This is a genomic window from Paenarthrobacter sp. PH39-S1, assembly GCF_030063245.1.
Taxonomy (GTDB): Bacteria; Actinomycetota; Actinomycetes; order Actinomycetales; family Micrococcaceae; genus Arthrobacter_M.
This window is the reverse complement of the sequence record NZ_JASISR010000001.1, coordinates 36,868-54,949: the sequence shown is the minus strand read 5'-3', so window position 1 is coordinate 54,949 and position 18,082 is coordinate 36,868. Positions and strand designations below refer to the sequence as shown.

Below are 18,082 nucleotides of genomic sequence, written 5' to 3'. Positions count from 1 at the left end.
TGCCGATTTGGACATTGTCGACGGCGGCGGTAGCCGTCACGGCGCGGGAACCAGCCCGCAATTAGCGAAGCTTAAGGTCCTGAACGGTGCGGGACAATAAACAGAATTCATTTCCTTCTGGATCTGCCAGCACCACCCAGCTCACATCCGGGCCCTGGCCGACGTCGGCCCGGCTGGCTCCCAGCGCAAGCAGCCTGTCCAGCTCCTCGGACGTCGTCGTACCGTCCGCGCGAAGGTCAAAGTGCAGGCGGTTTTTCCCGCCCTTGCCCTCCGGAACTTGAAGGACATCGATTGTTGGCCCACTTCCGTCCATGGGCGCGATGCTGATGCCGCCCGGATCTTCGTCCGTGCTCTTCCAGCCCAGCACAGCACACCAAAAGTCGGCGACCTTCCGTAGGTCTTGGGCATCAATGGCTATCGTGGCAAGTCGACTGGTCATGACTGTATTCTCGGCAGGTTTCCGTATGGAAGCAAGAGTAATCTCTCCTAACGACGGCAACCATCCGCTTTCAGTGGTCAAGCAACGCCGGCCACGCTAAATCAGCGCCCGGAACAGACCCAGATATCGGATCGCCGCCCAGTCTTCCGAAGCCAAGCGGCGACGGAGGAGACTGCATAAACGGGAATGATCGCCGCCGTCGCCATCGAGCCCTACGGACCGGCCGGCAGTATCTTAAGCGGTCAGCACCAAGCGCCGCTTGATAATGCAATAGCCCGCCCGCTCGAACGCAGCCAGCATCGGTGCATTGTCCAAATCGGTAGTCCCTGTAATCCGTGGGACACCCGAAGCTGCATGCACTCGGGTAATTTCGCCCAGCAGCTCATGGATGTATCCGTGGCCGCGCTGGTCCGGATAGACCCCGACGTAGCTCACGGACGCATCGTAGGCGGTGCGTGTCGGGATGATGAACCCGATGGGAGTCCCGGATGGTACAAACGCCAGTCGCCAGGCCGCCCTCTCGCCCGGCAGGGAGAGATAGAATTCCAGATCGTCCTGCGCTTGTCCGCGCGGCCCCATGATGGCCAGATTGTTCCTGGTCTGGGCATCCAGACTACCTTCGGCTGCGCGGGCAAAGGCGGTCTTAAACTCCTGGTCAGTTCCTGTCCTGTAGTCCAAATCGTGTACGGGAACAGGCAGGACTGTCCCGGGAGTCCATTCGAAATTCACCCGCTCAATAAAACTCTCCAGCCCGGCGCATTCAGCGGCGCGGCGGCGCCACGCTACGGCTTCCATCGCCCTCGGATCCTCGTGCCACCCAACGGCAACGTCGATTGTATAGTCAGGCAACGTCGTCGCCCCCGCTGCCTTGAAGGCTTCATGTCCCGCTTTGAGCAGGCCTGCAGCGAGCTCCTCGGGTTGTTTGACGGAAGGCTTCACCAGCAGACAATCAAGTGCAACAGGATGGTCTGCTCCGGAAGGTGCCCACCAAATCGCCCGAGCCATTGGGTATCCGCTGGCCTCTGCGATCCACGTCCAATGATCGCGGTAGTTATTCGTAGCCAGTTCGCGCCGGTACCGCCCGGCATCAGTCCACCCCACGGGCTCGGCATTAGCAAAAGCCAAAATGGTGTCGAGGTCGGCACTGTTCGAAGATCGAAACATAGGAAAGCGTCCTTCACAAGAGAGTGGAGGCGCTTCTCGCCCAGCTAAGCCATGGGCTCGGGCAGCGAGAGAAGCGCCGAACAACGGACATCACGGCAGAGCCTCCTTTCGCTTAGAACGCATGGGCGTCTGAGATAAAACCCTAAGACATGTGGCCCCTCGACGCACCCTCTCGACATATACCCTATAGGGGTATACTCTCGAAGCAGAGTTCAGGGAAGGAACCATCATGAGCGGCACCACCACGAGCGAGACGGTCGACCAACACCTCGACCACGGCTACACCACCGACAAGGATGCGTACCTGCGCCGGCTAAAGCGGATTGAAGGGCAGGTCCGCGGAATCGCCCGCATGGTGGATGAGGACAAATATTGCATCGACATCCTCACTCAGGTGGCGGCAATTAATAAAGCGCTTCACGCATTGAGCCTTGGTTTGATCGAAGACCACATAGCTCATTGCGTCGTGGGCGCGGCCGCCGAATCGGACAAAGCCGGGGACCCGGAGATTGTCCAGGCAAAGGTCAAGGAAGCCACCGACGCGATCGGCCGCCTTTTGCGCTAGCGCTACCAGTAACACCGATGACTACCGGCAAGAAGGAACCATCATGAACGCCATCACCACCACCGTCAGCATTTCCGGCATGACCTGCGGGCACTGCGTCTCGGCGGTCACCGAAGAACTCAAGTCCCTCAAGGGCGTCGAAGACGTCAGCGTTGATCTGACGGCAGGCGGGATTTCCACCGCCACCGTGACGTCTCATTTGACCATTTCACCGGAAGAAATCAGCGAAGCTGTCGCCGAGGCCGGGTACCTGGTCGTCGCCAACGAGGCGTAACCAACTGCTTCACCCAGTCGCGCACTTGCCACCACTGCCGAAGGATGCCCTGTGAGTACCGAAAACCTGCTTCACCAACCGCTGACGCGGATCATTGAACTCGACATCGAGGGCATGACTTGCGCGTCCTGTGTCGGCCGTGTGGAACGCAAGCTGGGGAAGCTCGACGGCGTAACGGCGGCTGTGAATCTACCGCTTGAATCGGCGCGCGTCACCGTCCCGGACGGTTTGACCGATCAGCAGATTGTCGACACGGTGAATGCGACAGGGTACAAGGCCACGCTCAAGGGCGTACCGCATAGGGCGAGCGCGACGGACGACGGCGGCGCAACTTCGGATGTCCACGCGGCCGCGGGCGCACTTGGTCGGTCACCGGTTTCGGCCCCTGGCGGCCTTAGTTGGTCACCGAAAACAGGCCTTGGTCGATCACCGGAAACAGGCGCCGGGACCCCTGCGCGCACCGCTGCGGAGCAGCTGCGGCCACGGCTGCTCCTGGCCGCAGCGCTGAGCGTGCCGGTCTTCCTGATTTCCATGTTTCCCCCTCTGCAGTTCACCAACTGGGGGTGGGTGGTCGGCGTACTCGCCTTGCCCGTGGTGACCTGGTCGGCCTGGCCGTTTCACCGCGCTGCGGCCATCAACGCGCGCCACTTCTCCTCCACGATGGACACGCTCGTCTCCCTGGGTGTGATCGCGTCCTATGTGTTTTCTGCCGTCATGCTCGCATCGGACCCGGCCATGACCGCACACACCGACATGGACGGTCACGCGGAACTGTATTTTGAGGTCGCCTCAATAGTGGTGACCTTCCTGCTCTTGGGCCGCTACCTGGAAGCGAAGGCCAAGGCTAAGGCCGGGGATGCGCTCAAGGCACTGCTGAGCCTGGGTGCTAAAGATGCCACGGTGATCCGCGACGGCGCCGAGGTCAGCGTTCCGGCCGCAGAGCTCATGGCAGAGGACATCTTCATAGTCCGGCCAGGTGAAAAGATTGCCACTGATGGCATCGTCGTCGAGGGCCGTTCCGCCGTCGACGCCTCCCTGATCACCGGCGAATCGATGCCGGTCGACGTGGACGTGGATGACCCGGTCACCGGCGCCACGATTAATACGTCCGGACGGCTGCTGGTCAAGGCCACCCGCGTGGGCAGCGAAACGACGCTGGCCCAAATGGGACGTCTGGTCAGTCAGGCCCAGTCCGGCAAGGCACCGATCGCCCGGTTGGCGGACCGGATCAGCGCCGTCTTCGTACCGATCGTGCTCGGCCTCGCCATCCTGACGTTTGTCCTGTGGCTGCTGCTCAGCGGCGACATCCAGAGCGCCTTCACCGCCGCCGTCGCCGTCCTGGTCATCGCGTGTCCCTGCGCCCTCGGACTGGCCACGCCGGTCGGCCTGCTCACGGGGACCGGTCGCGGCGCGCAGCTGGGTATTCTGATCAAGGGACCGCAGGTTCTGGAAGACACCCGCACGGTCGATACCATCCTGTTGGATAAGACCGGCACCGTCACCCACGGAAAACTCGCCGTCACCCGCACCATCGCGCTGGGTCAGCGCGGGGAAGCCGAGGTGCTGCGTCTGGCGGGATCTGTCGAAGCCGCCAGCGAGCATCCGATCGCCCGCGCCATCACGGCCGCAGCCGCGGGAGGACCGTCAGCCGCGCCGGGAGCGGCAGCAGGCCTCGCTGCGGTGACCGGGTTCGAGTCGGCTCCCGGCGGTGGCGTCCGTGGCACGGTTGACGGGCACATCGTGGTGGCCGGGCGGGCAGGTTGGCTTGGCGACAATGGGATCGCGACAACTCCTGCCCAGCAGGACACGCTGCTAAATGAGGAGCAGTCGGGCGCCACCGCCATCTGGGTTGCCGTGGACGGAACCCCGGAGGGCATCATCAGCCTGGCGGATACCATCAAGGACGGATCAGCGGCCGCCATTGCCCGGCTCAAGACGCTGGGCTTGCGGCCTATCCTGCTCACCGGAGACAACGCCGCCGCCGCCGCTCAGGTGGCCGCCGCCGTCGGCATCGCGCCGGCGGATGTCTATGCCCGGGTGTTGCCGGAAGGGAAGGTCGACGCCGTCAAGCGCCTCCAGGCCGAAGGCGCCACGGTGGCGATGGCCGGGGACGGAGTCAATGACGCAGCAGCGCTTGCGCAAGCCGATCTGGGGATCGCGATGGGATCCGGCACGGATGTTGCGATCCAGGCCGCGGACCTGACGGTGATGGGTAATGATCTCGCGCAAGTGGCGCAGGCCATCGAGCTGTCCCGCAAAACCCTCGGCACCATCAAGACAAACCTCTTCTGGGCATTTTTCTACAACGCCGTCGGCATCCCGGTCGCCGCGCTGGGGCTGCTGAATCCGATGATTGCCGGCGCGGCGATGGCTGCCAGCTCGGTATTGGTGGTCACGAACTCGCTGCGGCTGCGGCGGTTCGGGAAATAAGACTAGTCTGAGCAGCACCCGGACCCCGGCAGCCGATCTTCAGGAGGCGATGACGACGTGGAATTCGGACTGGCTCTGATGGCTCTGGCCATAGCCGTGGCAGTCATCCTGGCGGTCTGTGCCATTTCGGCATCCGTGCGGGTGGTCAGCAAACCTCTGGTCCGCGAGCCGTTCCTGTCCGGCATGACGCCGAGCGAGCATGCGGTATCGCGGTACCACGTGCGCTGGTACACGGTGGCGGTGCTCTTCCTGGCCTTCGATATGGAGATGGTTTTCATGTATCCATGGGTATTGGTGGTCGGCCGAATGGGAGCTGGCGCCGTCGTGGAAATGTTCACTTTTCTCGCCGTGCTGTTCGCCGCCGTTGTGTATGCATGGCGGGAAGGAGCCTTCCGGTGGAGCTGATCGCCCGGCTGCTCGCCCTCGGCGTGCCGCACCCCTTCCTGATGACTACGCCCGGTTCCACGTCGGTGCGGCTGGCCGTCGAAAAATTGGTCCGCGAGCGCGGCTGGTCCGAGGCGCTGAGCCCCGCGGACGCGGACATGCTCGTGCTGTGCGGCCAGGGCGGCCCGGAATTCAACAAGGCGGCCGGGCGGGTTTGGGAGCAGCTGCCAGCACCCCGGGCCAGGATAGTGATCTCTGCCGCGCAAGCCGCCTCCGACTGCTTGGACGCGGCCGCCGCGGCGCTCCGGGATCTGGAGGGGTTCCGTCGGCTCGAAGCCGACCGGCCCGATGTCGCTCCGATGGCTGCCGAGCCGATGAACAAGGACGACGGCGGCGGCCCAGCCATGAGCGGACACGCAGACAGCGAGACGGCAACGTCGGATACTGGCTCGGACTCGGACATGTCCGGCATGGATATAGCCGGCTCAGAATCAAACATGTCCGGTATGGATATGGACATGGAACTGCCGGGAGGTCGGCCCATGGCGGACCGCGGGGCTGACCGCGACGGGTTAAAACTCGATCAGCTCCATCTGGTGCTAGGACCCGCACTACCGGATTGGCCAGCAGGGCTGGTGGTCCGGCTGGTCCTGCAAGGTGACGTTGCCCAATGTGCGGAGATCTCCGTGCTGGCCGGCGGCACGGATGGCCGGGCGATCTCCTCCTTCTGGGCGGACCTGCTCGGTGGGGCCGCGCAGTCGGAGCAGACCGGACACCTCGAACTCGTCAGCGCGGCCGCGGCCACGGATTCGCTGCAGCGGTTCTTGAGCGTGGCCGGTTGGCAATCCGCTGCCCGCACGGGACGGCGGTTGCGCGATGGACTGCTCGAAGCCGCCGTGACAGATTCTTCTTCGACTGACACTGCTTCGACCGGCACTGCCGTGACGGATGCCGCCCGAGCCGACTCTGCTGCCAGGCGGCACACGCTTTATCCCCAATGTCGGCGCTGGCTGCGCACAGTGCGGCGTTCGCGGTTGCTGCGCTGGTCAATAGCGGGTCTCGGGCACCTCGATAACGGCGTGTCGTCGTGCTTGTGCGGCGACGTCACAGCAAGGGTGCTGCGCTGGATGGACGACATTTCCATTGTGCTCGATCCCGCATCCGGAGCTGCCGGGGACGAGGTCTTGGCTCTGGGCAGGGCCCCGGACCCCGGTCAGTCCACGTCCGTTCCGGACCCCGGGTCACTCTTGGCCAGCCGCGCTGCGACCGCCCGGGTGGCGTTGACCGCCTTGCCTCAATTGCTCGCGGGTCAGGAACTGGCGGCGGTTCGTCTGATTGTCGCCTCTCTGGATCCCGACATCGAAGCGCTGCAGGCACAGGCAGCGGGGCTGGAGCAGTCCCCTCCGCTGTCCCCTGAGGTGCCGTCCGGACAGACGCCTGTGCATTCTCATGGGCAGTCGAATGATTAGCGCGCTGCTGTGGAACATCATCCTCGGCTTCGTTTTCCTGGGGGTCCTGGCCTACGCCGCTGCAGCCTGGTCAGCGTTCCTGAGCGCCCGCGAAAGCGGAACCTCGCCGGTGGCTGCGCTGGCGGGGCCTGGCCGGGAGACCGCCCGGCTGCTCATCCGCCAACGCAGCATCGCCCCCGGCGCGGACGCCCTGCTCGCCAGGATCGGCACCTGGCTGCTGCCGCTGGCGGCGCTGCTGGCCGTCCTGGTGATCCCGCTGGGACAGCACGCCATCAGTGATCTGTCGGTTGGCGTGGTTTGGTTCAATGCGATGGAAGTGCTGGCCTGGGCCGCGGTATGGATGGTGGGATGGGGATCCAATTCCATCTGGGGCCTAGTGGGAGCCAATCGTTTCCTGGCACAAGGGTTAGCGTACGAACTCCCGCATATGTTCGCGCTGATCACGGCGGCCGTGGGCGCCGGATCCCTGCGGGTCAGCGACATTGCCGCCGTGCAGGAACAGCCCGGGCACCTGTGGTTCGTGGTGTATATGCCTGCCGCGTTCCTGGTTTTCCTGCTCTCCTTGCTGGGGTTCGCCTTCTTCGGCCCGTTCAATCAGCCGGTGGGCAGGGAAATCGCCGGCGGAGCTGCAGCAGGAATCTCCGGAATCGACAGGTTACTGCTCCTCGCCGGGAGGTACCTGCTGCTGACGGCCGGCGCCGCCATGGCCGTTCCGCTGTTCCTGGGCGGCGGTGCGGGCCCGCTGCTGCCAGCCTGGCCCTGGGTCCTGTTCAAGACGGTAGCCGTTCTGGCAGTCCTGGTCTGGATCGGCCGCCGGGTGCCGGCGGTGCGGATGGAGCGTTTCACCGAGATCAGCTGGCTGGTGCTGTTGCCGCTGACGATTCTCCAGGCGCTGGCAGTATCGATTTTTGTGCTTGTCGGATGGATCTGAGGAGGCAGTGATGCAGACCGTAATTTTCCTCATCTGCGCCGTCGGTGCGGTGGCGGCGGGCATCGCGGTGTTCCGGGTGGACTCGATGGCGCGCGCGACGCTCGCTCTGCTGGCGTCCTTCGTGGTCGCGGCAATCCCCATCCTGCTGCTGGGCCTGTCTTACCTCGGGGTCCTAGTGATACTGATGATGGTGATGGAAATGATGATCATGGCCGTCTTCATGGTCATGTACATGATGAACCCCGCCGGGCTCATGCCGATGAAAATGGTCCATAACAACCGCATGTCACTGGTCATTGCCGCCGTCGTCTTCGTCTTGCTCGCGGCCGGCGCCCTCCTCACCCCGTGGCCGTCCGGCGGTCGGGCGACGTCGGACCCTACGCTCGCGCTCGGGATGGACTTGATGGGTCCGCACATGCTGGTGATGATCGTCATCGGTCTGGCACTGTTCGCGACGATGATCGCCGTCGTCGTGCTCTCCACGCATCGCGGCCGTTATGACAGGTTCGGCGATGACCTGCGGCGTCGAACTCCCGATGATCCGGTGCGGGGAGGATTGGGGAAATGATGCTCCAGCTGTTCCTGCTGCTGGCGGCGGCGCTCTTTGCGGTGGGGCTCTACGGGTTGCTGAGCCAGCAGTCCATCGTGATGATCCTGATGGGCCTGGAGCTGGCCATCAACGGCATCATCGTGGCCGCCGCCGCTTTCTGGTTTTTCACCACGGACGCACGCCCGGACGGGCAGGTCCTGGTCCTGCTGGCGATCAGCGTGATGGCGGTGGAGATGGCGATGGGCTTTGCCATCACCACCGCCATTTTCCGCGCCCGCGATGTGGACATGGCTGATTCCGCCTCGGATTTGGCGGGATAACGGGTATGGTCCTGTGGTTGCTGATTCTTCTTCCGGCGCTGGCCGGAGGAATCCTGCTGCTGTCCGGCCGCCGGGCCAACGCCGCCGCTGCACCGCTGGCCGTTGCGGTGGCCGTGGCGCTGCTGGGCCTGGCTGTCGCGGCGACGGTGCTGCGCCCCGCCGTCGAAGTACCCGCGTTGGAAGGCATCCCGGCCGGGCTGGCCGTGGACGGGCTTGCCGCGCTGGCAGTGATGACGGTGTCCGCGATCTTTCTGGCCGTCGTCGTCTTCTCCAGCGCTGACATCGGGCGGCAGGAGGCGAGGGCACGGTTTTTCGGTCTCATGCTGCTTTTCGTTGCCGCCATGCTGATCACGGTCACGTCGACGGGGACTTTGACGCTGCTCGGCTCCTGGGAGGTGATGGGGGCCGTCTCCTATGCGCTGATCGGATACTGGTGGCCGGACGCGGGACGGGTCAAATCCGCAACCCTGGCGTTCATCACCACGCGGACGGCGGATCTGGGGATGTATCTGGCCGCGGGTGCAGCCCTGGCCGGTGGGGCCGCAGGGCTGCGCCTGGATGCCCTCGCCGGGATGCCGAGCGGCTGGCGGGATGTGGCTCTGGCCGGATTGGCCCTGGCCGCCCTGGGGAAGTCCGCACAGCTGCCCTTTAGTTTCTGGCTCTCGCACGCCATGGCCGGACCCTCCCCCGTTTCAGCTCTGCTGCATTCGGCCACCATGGTTGCCGCCGGCGGGTATCTGCTGCTGCGGATCGAACCCGGGATGGCCGCCACCGGATGGTTGGGCGCCGCGGTGGCCTGGATCGGTGCGTTGACCGCGCTGCTGCTGGGCGCCGTCGCCTTCGCGCAGCGAGACCTCAAACAGCTGCTGGCCGCCTCCACCTGTTCGCAGATCGGCTTCATCGTGCTCGCCGCCGGCGCCGGAAGCGTCGTCGGCGGCGGCGCCCAGTTCGTGGCCCATGCAGCGGTCAAATCCCTGCTTTTCCTGGTGGCGGGAGCCTGGCTGAGTTACCTGGGAACCAAGGATCTGCTGGAACTTCGCGGCGTCGCACGGGGAGGTACGCACGGCTCTGTAGGCGGGTACCGGACCGCTGGAATCACCTTCACCCTGGGTGTCCTCGCGCTGGGCGGCCTGCCGCCGCTATCCATCTGGACCGCCAAAGACGCGGTCCTCGCCGGCGTTCTGCGGCAATCCCCCGCGCTCTACGTCGTCGGGCTTGCCGCCGCCGCCGTGAGCGCAGCCTACGCGGCTAAGGCGCTGGCCGTGGTCTGGGCAAAGCCGCAACCAGCGCCCGGAAAACGCCGCCGTGCCCTCCCCACCGCCGTGCTGCTGCCGATGCCCGTCCTCGCCGCAGCAGCGGTGCTACTTGGTCTTTTCGGTGTGCCGTCCATCGGGAAATGGTGGCAGGAGTTCCTCGGACTGCCGAATATCGGCGGCCCGGCGCCGTGGGAACTGGCAGTCTCGGGACTTGTGGCCCTCGCCGTCACCGTATGGATTTATTGCCAGCAAACCCGGCGGCTGGCCGGCGAGGGCACGCTGTTGGGTGTGCCGGCGGCGGGGGGGACGGGCCTGTCGGGTGACTGGCTCGGCCTGGAACACGCCGCGACCGTGCTCATCTCCCGCCCGACCATGGCGCTCGCGGTTTCGCTGGCCCGGTTCGACGACCGGATGCTGGCCCGCAGCGTCGACGCGGCGGCGGTGCTTGTCTTGAAAGCCGCCACGCTCACTGACCTGCGGCTGGAGCGCCGGCTCAGCGGCGCCGTCGGCGGCCTCACCTCAGTAGTGCGGAAGCTGGCGCGCTCCGCCCGCCGTCCGCAGACCGGCCTAATTTACCAGTATTACGCCCAGGCGCTGATTGTAATGACCGTCCTTGCCGTCCTATTCGTCGTCATGAGGTGACTGTGTATTCCGAGGTGACCGTGTTTTCCGAGGTGACCGTGTTTCCTGAACTGCCGGTGCTCTCCTTCATCGTGTTTCTTCCGGTCGTGGTCGGAGCCGCCCTGTTGTTGGTCCCTGAAGCACGACGGCGGCTGGTGGGATGGATCTGGATCGCGACAGCCGCCGTCGACCTCGGTTTAGTAGTAGCGCTGTGGATCGATTACGCGGCAGGCGGCGGCAGGAGCGGTGGGAGTGCCGGGGTCCAGGCCGGTGCCGGGACGGGCGCGATCGGCTATGAGACGAAATTCGCCTGGATGCCCACCTTGGGGTCGGGATATCACATGGGCGTGGACGGGCTTTCCCTCCCGCTGGTCGCCCTGACAGCTTTGCTTTTCCTCGTCTGCGCCATCTATTCGGTGCGCCAGGAGCACCGTCCCCGGGCGCATGCCGCGCTGTTCTTGTTCCTGCAGACCGTGTCCCTGGGGCTGTTCGTCTCCCTGGACCTGATCCTGTTCTTCATCTTCTTCGACCTGTCAATCGTCGGCATGTACTTCATTATTGCGGTCTGGGGTCACGGGAGTGCCGTCCGTTCGGCGCTGCAGTTCTTCCTCTACACCTTCATCGGCTCACTGGCCCTGCTGCTGGGTTTCATCGTGCTGTACCTGGCCAGCGATCCGCACACTTTCGACATCGTCGAGCTCATCCGGCAGGATCCACTGAAGAATGATCCGGTGCTGGGTGGCCTGGCACTGCTGGCCATCAGCATCGGACTGGCCGTCAAGACCCCCACCGTGCCATTCCATACTTGGCTGCCGCCGGCGCACACGGACGCCCCGGCGCCGGGCTCGGTGATCCTGGCCGGGGTGCTGCTCAAAATGGGGACTTTCGGCTTCGTCCGGATCGCCATGCCCATCCTGCCCGGTCCGTGGCGCAGCTACGCCATGGGCTTCGTCATCGTCGGTCTGGTCTCCGTGCTCTACGGCGCGCTGGTAGCCATGGCGCAGACCAACTTCAAGCGGATGGTGGCCTATACCTCGGTGAATCACATGGGTTACATCATTTTGGGCCTCGGAGCTGCGGGTCTCGCCGCGGGAAGCAATCCCCACGCCGCCAACCTTGCCGTCACGGGCGCAGTGACCCAAATGCTCAGCCACGGACTTCTGACCGGGGCACTGTTCCTGCTGGCAGGGGCGCTCTTTGAACGCGGTCACACCTACGAGATGTCCGCCTACGGAGGCCTCGCCGGCGGCGCCCCCCGGTTTGCCGGACTCACCGCCGTCGCCGTCTTCGGCTCCCTGGGCCTGCCCGGCCTCTCCGGGTTCATCGCGGAGTTCCAGATCTTCACGGGCAGCCTGGAAGCCGCACCCGTTCCCACTGCGCTGGCCCTGCTGGGCATCCTGATCACCGCGGCCCTGCTGCTGCGGATGCTGGCGCAGATGTTCTTCGGACCGGTGCGGCAGCCAACGGCGGAGCAGTTGGAGTCTGGCGCGCCGAGTGCTGGATTATTGAGTGCTGGAACGCCGGGTGATCTGCGCCCGCGCGAGCTGCTCTCGGTCGCTCCCCTGCTGGTGCTGGCCATCGTCGTCGGGGTTTTGCCGCGATTCCTGCTGGATCTGATCGAGCCCGCGGCGCACGCGCTGATCGTCCTCGTCGCTGCGGCTGCCCCGTGAATGGAATGCCGGCGGGGGACGCCATCAGTCTCGCAGCCCTGGCGCCAGAGATCATCGTGGCGCTGGCCGCCGTTGTCATCCTGCTACTGGGCAGCTGGCTCCCGAGGCGCCGGCAGCATCTGTCCCGCTGGATCGCGCTGGCGGCCGTTGGAGCGGCACTGATCCTGTCTGTGGCCCGAACATCCCGGCCCGCGGAAGTGACCGCGGCGGCTACTTTCACCATTGACACCTCCCTGAGCACGACCCGCCTAGCGGTACTGGCCGGTACCGCCGTCGTCCTGGTGCTGGCCGGCGGACGGTTCGGCGGTCACAAAAGGGAATCGGAGTTTTACGTTCTGCTGCTGCTTGGGGCCCTCGGGACGCTGGTCCTGGCCGGCGCCAGCGACCTGCTGGTGCTGGGAGCCGGCTATCTGCTCGCCAGCATTCCGCTCTACGCCCTGGTGGGATTCGCCAAGGACTCCGCCGGCACCGAGGCCATGCTCAAGTACTACCTGATGGGCGCACTGTTCGGCGTGCTGCTGCTGGTGGGGATCACGGTGCTGTTCGGCGTCGGCGGGAGCACCACCTATGCCGGCCTGACCCGCACCTTGCCCAATGCACCCGCGGGAGCCGCCGCCGTCGGGCTGCTGGCCGTTGCCGCCGGGCTGCTGTTCAAAGCCGGCGCCGTACCGGCGCATTTCTGGGTACCGGACGCCATCGACGGCACCACCGGGCCGGCCGCCGCGTTCATCTCCACGATTCCCAAGATCGGCGCTCTCGTGGCACTCTTCCGGCTCAGTTCACTGACTGGAGTGCCGACGGCGTGGCCGCTGATACTGGCGTTGCTGGCGGCCCTGACCATGACACTCGGAAACCTGGCCGCGTTTTTTCAGGCCCGCGTGCTGCGCCTGCTCTCCTACTCCACCATCAGCCAGGTCGGATATCTGCTGATGGTGACCGCCGCCGTCGGGCATTCCGAGCTTGCCCTGCCCAGCCTGCTGTTCTACCTGCTCGGCTACACCGTCACCAATCTCGGTGCCTTCGCCGTCGTCTGTGCGTTCCCCACGCTACGGACCTTGGACGATTACCGCGGCTTTTTCCGCCGGCACCGATGGCTGGCGCTGAGCCTAATCTTCTGTCTGTTCGGGCTGATCGGCACGCCTCCCACCGCCGTCTTCGTCGGCAAACTCACCGCCTTCACCGCCGCGCTCGACGCGGGATTCGGCTGGCTGGTGGTGCTCGCATTGATCAACTCCGTGGCCAGCGTCTTTTACTATCTGCGCTGGATCTACCTGCTCTTCCAATCGTCGCCCTCGGGGAAGGCCATCGAACGGGTGGACCGAGGCGGGGCCGAACCTGAGGCGGCAGGTGACGCGGAAACGGACGAGGGCGGTCCGGTCGACCCAGACGCTGTTCCCGTCCCGTGGAGTGCCCGGTCCGCGGTTATCCTGAGCATAGTTTCAGTGTGTTTTGGTCTATCCGCGAATCCGGTTCTGGCATTTCTGCTGGTCAGCCCCCTCCCTTAAAATCGGCCTCGCCGGTTTGAACGCGCCGCTCGACCGTCCTGCTCGTTCCCGGTGTCTCAGCCTTCCCTTAGGAACCATGGCGGAGACTCGAAAGGGAGGGTTCGGTACCGCATCATTGCGGCGTGACGAAGCCGGCGGCGAGAACGGTGGTAGCGTCCGAGAGGCTGTCCCGCATAGTTGTGATAACCGCAGCCGACATGACAGATGTTCCGCGATTTATCGCGATTTAGGAGGAGGACAGACCGTGCTACAGACCATGCACCCGCGCCTTGCTGCCGCGCGGCGCGTCTGGCAGTGGATCGGGGACATGGCCGCGGATGGGATCCGCCACGCCCCGCTGACATTCGCTTTGCTGGTCATGATGTGGGCGGTAGCGCTGGGGACCACAAGCATCGTCCGCGGACCGCGCGGTCACCTCGCCGATGCGGTGCTGGCCAATCCTTCCACCACCGGTTCCCATCCCTGGTCTGTGGTGCTGTCTCTACTGTGGGCTCCGGACTTGAGCACCTACCTCTGGACAACTGCAGCGTTGCTCGGGCTGGGAATATTCGCCGAACGGCAGTTGGGCACGGCACACTACGCGGTGGCTATGGTGTCCGGCCACCTCGTCGGAGTCCTCGGCGGCTTCGCCATGGCCGGTGTCGTTGCATTCGCTTTCCCGGACTGGGCCTCCGTCTTGGCCACGGCCGGATTCGGCGGCCCGTCCCTGGCCGTGGTCGGGGCCGCCATGGCATCGACCGCATCCCTGGACACCATGTGGCGGCGGCGCTGGCGGCTGAGCGGATTCATCCTGCTCAGCACCATGGTCCTTTTCAACGGTGCCATGGTCACCATTATGCTGCTCGCCGCAGCAGTAGCCGGCTATCTCGCGGGCAGGCTCCGCTACCGCACCCCGCACGCGCGGGCCGTGCCGTCCGCGTCGATCCGGGAGAGCAGGATCCTAATCGCGCTGATCTGCGCCGCAGCGGCTGCTGGTCCCCCGCTGGCAGCCGTATCCGCCAACGCGAACGGCCCCTTCGCCGTGCTGGGGGAACTTTTCACCGGAGTACAGGACACCGATCCGACGGCCATCCGGGCGATATGCCAAACCGCTGCGACTGCCCGCGAGTGCGCCGTGGCCCAGCTCCAGCTTCGCTCCGGGATTGGGTCAGTCATCATGGCATGTGTGCCCTCACTGCTGCTGCTGGTGTTTTGTTACGGGCTCCGGCTGGGCCGCCGGTTTGCCTGGTGGGGTACGCTGCTGCTGCAGCTTGGGCTGATGGGGCTCGCCGTAGTCTCCTTCACCTCCCTGCGCCACGGCCGTGATGTGGGCGAAGCCACGCAGGCCGCCGGGAGCGCGCCCTTTATAGCTGATCTGGTAATCCCGGTCCTGGAGCCGGCCGCCGTCGTCGTCCTCCTGCTGATGACGCGACGGCTGTTTCCCCTCGTCGCGCCCGCAAAGCAGTACCGGGCTTTGGCAGGGAAGGTTGCGCTCACCGCGGCTGGTGCCGCGGCAGTCTATCTCGGAGGCGGGCTGATCGTGGCCGGACAGTTCAGCCCGGCGTCCGATCCTGGGCGGCTGATCAGCGATTTCCCGCAACGGCTGGCCCCCGTCGGAGTGACGCTGCAGCTGTTCCCGGATTTCCTGCCCAACGGACCAGCGGCCGACGTGCTCTACGAATGGACCGGCGTCCTGTTCTGGGCAGTCGTGTCGGCCCAGCTGCTCGCCTCCTTCCGCCTCCGGAGCGACCACGGCGCGCAGACCGGCCGGGAACGTGCCCGCGGCCTGCTGAAAGCGAACGACGGCGGCGCCATCGGCTGGATGGGTCTGTGGCCGGGCAACTCATACTGGTTCTCCGCCGACGGAACCGGGTATGTGCCCTACCGTGTGCTGGCCGGTATCGCCCTGACCACGGGCGACCCGATCAGTGCGGCCCCGGAGCGCCAGCGGATCCTGCGCGAGTTTTCCGAGCATTGCGCGGCGATGGGCTGGACCCCGTGCCTGTACTCCGTCACCTCAGCCCACCGCGATGCCGCGGCGGCTCAATCATGGCAGAGCGTGCAGATCGCCGAGGAAACAGTACTGGATCTGGGTGCGTTGGTATTCACCGGGAAAAAATTTCAGGACATTCGTACCGCCCTGAACAAGGCCGCGCGCGAGGGCGTCCACACCGAATGGATCCGCTACCCGACGGCGCCGCTGGCGATCGTGGACCAGATCAGAAGCATTTCCGAAGAATGGGTCGCAGACAAAAAACTTCCCGAAATGGGGTTCACTCTTGGCGGCCTCGAGGAACTCAACGACGACGAAGTCAGATGCCTGCTCGTCATCGACGGTGACCGGACCGTGCACGCCGTCGCGTCCTGGTTGCCCGCCTACATCAACGGGGCAATCACCGGCTGGACCTTGGACTTCATGCGCCGGCGGTCCACCGGCTTCAAAAACAGCATCGAAGTCCTCATCGCCCAAGCCGCCCTGGACTTCCAAGCCGAGGGCTACACTACAGTGAGCCTTTCCGGTGCACCGCTGGCAAAATCCGTCTCCGCCAGCCAGGACACGGATTCCGGAGTCGTAACCGGTGCAGGCGCCGGACGCGATGCGGCCGACGGGGTCGGCGGGGTCGGCGGGGTCGGCGAGAGACCGCCGCCGGGGTCCCTGGAACGGGTGCTGGACTGGCTGGGCCGCACGCTGGAACCGGTGTACGGATTCCGGTCCCTGTTTGCCTTCAAGTCAAAGTTCCATCCACGCTACGTACCCTTGTATATGTGTTACCCCGATCCGGCCGCCCTGCCGGCGATCGGCCAAGCCATCGCCAAAGCCTATGTCCCGGACGCTTCCCTCGGGGACCTCCTCCACCTGGTATCGCAAAGGACACGTCGATGAGCGATCTGTTAAAGCTCGCCCTGATCAACGGACCGGTTTGGGCGGTTTTTACGACGCTGGGCGTCGCCGCGCTGCTGTGGCTGCTGCTGGTCGGCAAACGGTACGTACTAATCACCGTGCCCCTCGCAGTGGCCGCGGCGCTGACCGTCACCGCTGCGGTGTGGTTTGTCACCGAACGGGTCTGGAATGTCTGGGGCGCCCCGCAGCCGCTGCAGCTTTACGTACCCATCGGCCTGTCCCTGCTCGCACTGGCCCTGGCCGTCCCGCGATTCCTGCGTGGGCGACGGATCCCCGGCCGGGTGGCCACCGCCGTGGCCGTACCCTTGGTCCTGTTGGCCGCAGCAGTGAACGTCAACGCCTACTACGGCAACTACCCCACACTGGGGACGCTGACCGGAACCGGGGTGCAGATCCGGGCCCTGCCCACCACCCCGGCGGCACCAGCGCCAGGACCGGTCGTCACCCCAACCGCGCTGACAACCGAAGCCTCCTGGAACCCGCCGCCGGACATGCCCACCCATGGCACAGTCGCCCAAACGACGATTCCGGGAACCGTGTCAGGGGTCAAACCGGGCGGAGGATTCGTATGGCTGCCCCCGGCCTATCTCGCCAGCCCGCGCGCCGTCGTGCCCGTACTCGTTCTCCTGCACGGCGTGCCCGGCGGTTCCATGGACTGGATCGCCGGTGGACAGCTGCCGGAGCTGATGGACGCCTACGCCGCAGCGCACAAGGGTCTGGCCCCGATTATTGTCATGCCCGACGCCAACCAGGGCAGCGTAGCCGAGCCCACGCTGTGCATGGACACCAGCCATGGCAAAGCCGCGACGTACCTCGCCGCCGATGTGCCCGGCTGGATCAAAAGCACCCTCGACGCCGGCCACGGATCGGCCCGGAACTGGGCCGTCGCCGGCTTCTCCTACGGCGGGACCTGCGCCCTGCAACTCGCCGTGAACTTCCCGGCCGTCTTTCCCACCTTCATCGACATCTCCGGTGAGAACGCGCCCACCATCCCCGCCGGACGGCAGGCCCTGATCAATGGCTACTTCAACGGCGACGCCGCCGCATTTGCCCGGCAAAATCCGTTGGACGTGCTCAAAACGGGCAACTTCCCCGACACCGCCGGCCTCATCACCGTCGGCGCCGAGGACAGCTTCTACAAGCCCCAAGGCGAGCAGGTCTATGCCGCGGCGAAGGCAACGGGTATGAATGTCACGCTCCAAACCGTGCCCGGTTCCCATACCTGGCAGGCCTGGCGCGCCGGACTAGCGAATAACCTCGACTGGCTCATGCAACGCTACGGCGTTGTTCCTTAGGCCAAGTCGGGAGAGACCAGCGGGCGACGGCGGCACAGCCGTCCGCTGATAGCCATGCGTTTTGCGCTCGGCTAAGCCGGCCAGGTGCCGCTGACCTCGGTTGCCGGCGTGAGCGTGAGCGCTAGGCCACTCGGCGCCAAGGCTCTCTCAGCCTCCGCTTAGGGCACGCCGGATAGCGTAAAGCCCATGGAACGATCCAGATCCGCGCACGCAGCGACTCAAGGCTCAGCCCCGGAGTCCGGTCGATTGGATCGCGTCGACGGGCTCACCGGTGCCGACGAAAAAGACGATTATGACCTCATTGACGACTACCTCGATCAACGCGACA

At 65.3% G+C, this 18,082-nt stretch carries 15 protein-coding genes; 13 read left to right on the top strand and 2 right to left on the bottom strand.

Annotated elements, in window-relative coordinates:
• Positions 1-61: 61 nt before the first annotated feature.
• Positions 62-439 carry a VOC family protein gene (locus QMG52_RS00280; RefSeq protein ID WP_283558439.1) on the bottom strand — a complete coding sequence of 126 codons (378 nt, stop codon included), beginning with the start codon at positions 437-439 and terminating at the stop codon, positions 62-64.
• A gap of 234 nt (positions 440-673) precedes the next feature.
• Positions 674-1,603: a GNAT family N-acetyltransferase gene (locus QMG52_RS00275; RefSeq protein WP_283558438.1), complete on the bottom strand. Its 930-nt coding sequence runs from the start codon at positions 1,601-1,603 to the stop codon at positions 674-676.
• 229 nt (positions 1,604-1,832) lie between these two features.
• On the opposite strand from QMG52_RS00275, the gene QMG52_RS00270 reads away from it, so the two are divergent.
• From QMG52_RS00270 to QMG52_RS00210, 13 genes are all read left to right on the top strand, one after another.
• The gene (locus tag QMG52_RS00270; protein WP_283558437.1) at positions 1,833-2,168 is read left to right on the top strand and encodes a metal-sensitive transcriptional regulator; all 336 of its coding nucleotides are present in this window, start codon (positions 1,833-1,835) and stop codon (positions 2,166-2,168) included.
• A 43-nt stretch (positions 2,169-2,211) separates the two neighbouring features.
• Positions 2,212-2,442, top strand: coding sequence for a heavy-metal-associated domain-containing protein (locus QMG52_RS00265; RefSeq protein WP_283558436.1), 231 nt, complete (start codon positions 2,212-2,214; stop codon positions 2,440-2,442).
• Between the two features lie 51 nt (positions 2,443-2,493).
• Positions 2,494-4,872, top strand: a complete 2,379-nt coding sequence (locus QMG52_RS00260) for a heavy metal translocating P-type ATPase (protein WP_283558435.1) — start codon at positions 2,494-2,496, stop codon at positions 4,870-4,872.
• Between the two features lie 57 nt (positions 4,873-4,929).
• A complete protein-coding gene (locus QMG52_RS00255; RefSeq protein WP_283558434.1) occupies positions 4,930-5,277 on the top strand; it encodes an NADH-quinone oxidoreductase subunit A in 348 nt (115 codons plus the stop codon).
• Complete coding sequence (locus QMG52_RS00250; RefSeq protein WP_283558433.1) at positions 5,268-6,725, top strand: hypothetical protein; 1,458 nt, start codon at positions 5,268-5,270, stop codon at positions 6,723-6,725. Before QMG52_RS00255 ends, QMG52_RS00250 begins: the two co-directional genes overlap by 10 nt.
• Positions 6,718-7,656 (top strand): NADH-quinone oxidoreductase subunit H, encoded by a 939-nt coding sequence (locus tag QMG52_RS00245; protein ID WP_283558432.1) that lies wholly within the window; start codon positions 6,718-6,720, stop codon positions 7,654-7,656. Before QMG52_RS00250 ends, QMG52_RS00245 begins: the two co-directional genes overlap by 8 nt.
• Before the next feature lie 10 nt (positions 7,657-7,666).
• Positions 7,667-8,224: an NADH-quinone oxidoreductase subunit J gene (locus tag QMG52_RS00240; protein WP_283558431.1), complete on the top strand. Its 558-nt coding sequence runs from the start codon at positions 7,667-7,669 to the stop codon at positions 8,222-8,224.
• Positions 8,221-8,526, top strand: a complete 306-nt coding sequence (gene nuoK / locus QMG52_RS00235) for an NADH-quinone oxidoreductase subunit NuoK (RefSeq protein WP_283558430.1) — start codon at positions 8,221-8,223, stop codon at positions 8,524-8,526. The genes QMG52_RS00240 and nuoK overlap by 4 nt, the downstream gene beginning before the upstream one ends.
• A 5-nt stretch (positions 8,527-8,531) precedes the next feature.
• On the top strand, positions 8,532-10,424 hold the full coding sequence (locus QMG52_RS00230) for a proton-conducting transporter transmembrane domain-containing protein (RefSeq protein ID WP_283558429.1): 1,893 nt from the start codon (positions 8,532-8,534) through the stop codon (positions 10,422-10,424).
• Between the two features lie 2 nt (positions 10,425-10,426).
• A complete protein-coding gene (locus tag QMG52_RS00225) occupies positions 10,427-12,073 on the top strand; it encodes a complex I subunit 4 family protein (RefSeq protein WP_283558428.1) in 1,647 nt (548 codons plus the stop codon).
• 5 nt (positions 12,074-12,078) lie between these two features.
• Entirely contained in the window at positions 12,079-13,578 is a 1,500-nt protein-coding gene (locus tag QMG52_RS00220; protein WP_283558609.1) for an NADH-quinone oxidoreductase subunit N, read from the top strand.
• 244 nt (positions 13,579-13,822) lie between these two features.
• Entirely contained in the window at positions 13,823-16,441 is a 2,619-nt protein-coding gene (locus tag QMG52_RS00215) for a bifunctional lysylphosphatidylglycerol flippase/synthetase MprF (RefSeq protein ID WP_283558427.1), read from the top strand.
• On the top strand, positions 16,438-17,754 hold the full coding sequence (locus QMG52_RS00210) for an alpha/beta hydrolase (RefSeq protein ID WP_283558426.1): 1,317 nt from the start codon (positions 16,438-16,440) through the stop codon (positions 17,752-17,754). Before QMG52_RS00215 ends, QMG52_RS00210 begins: the two co-directional genes overlap by 4 nt.
• The last annotated feature ends 328 nt before the right edge of the window (positions 17,755-18,082 follow it).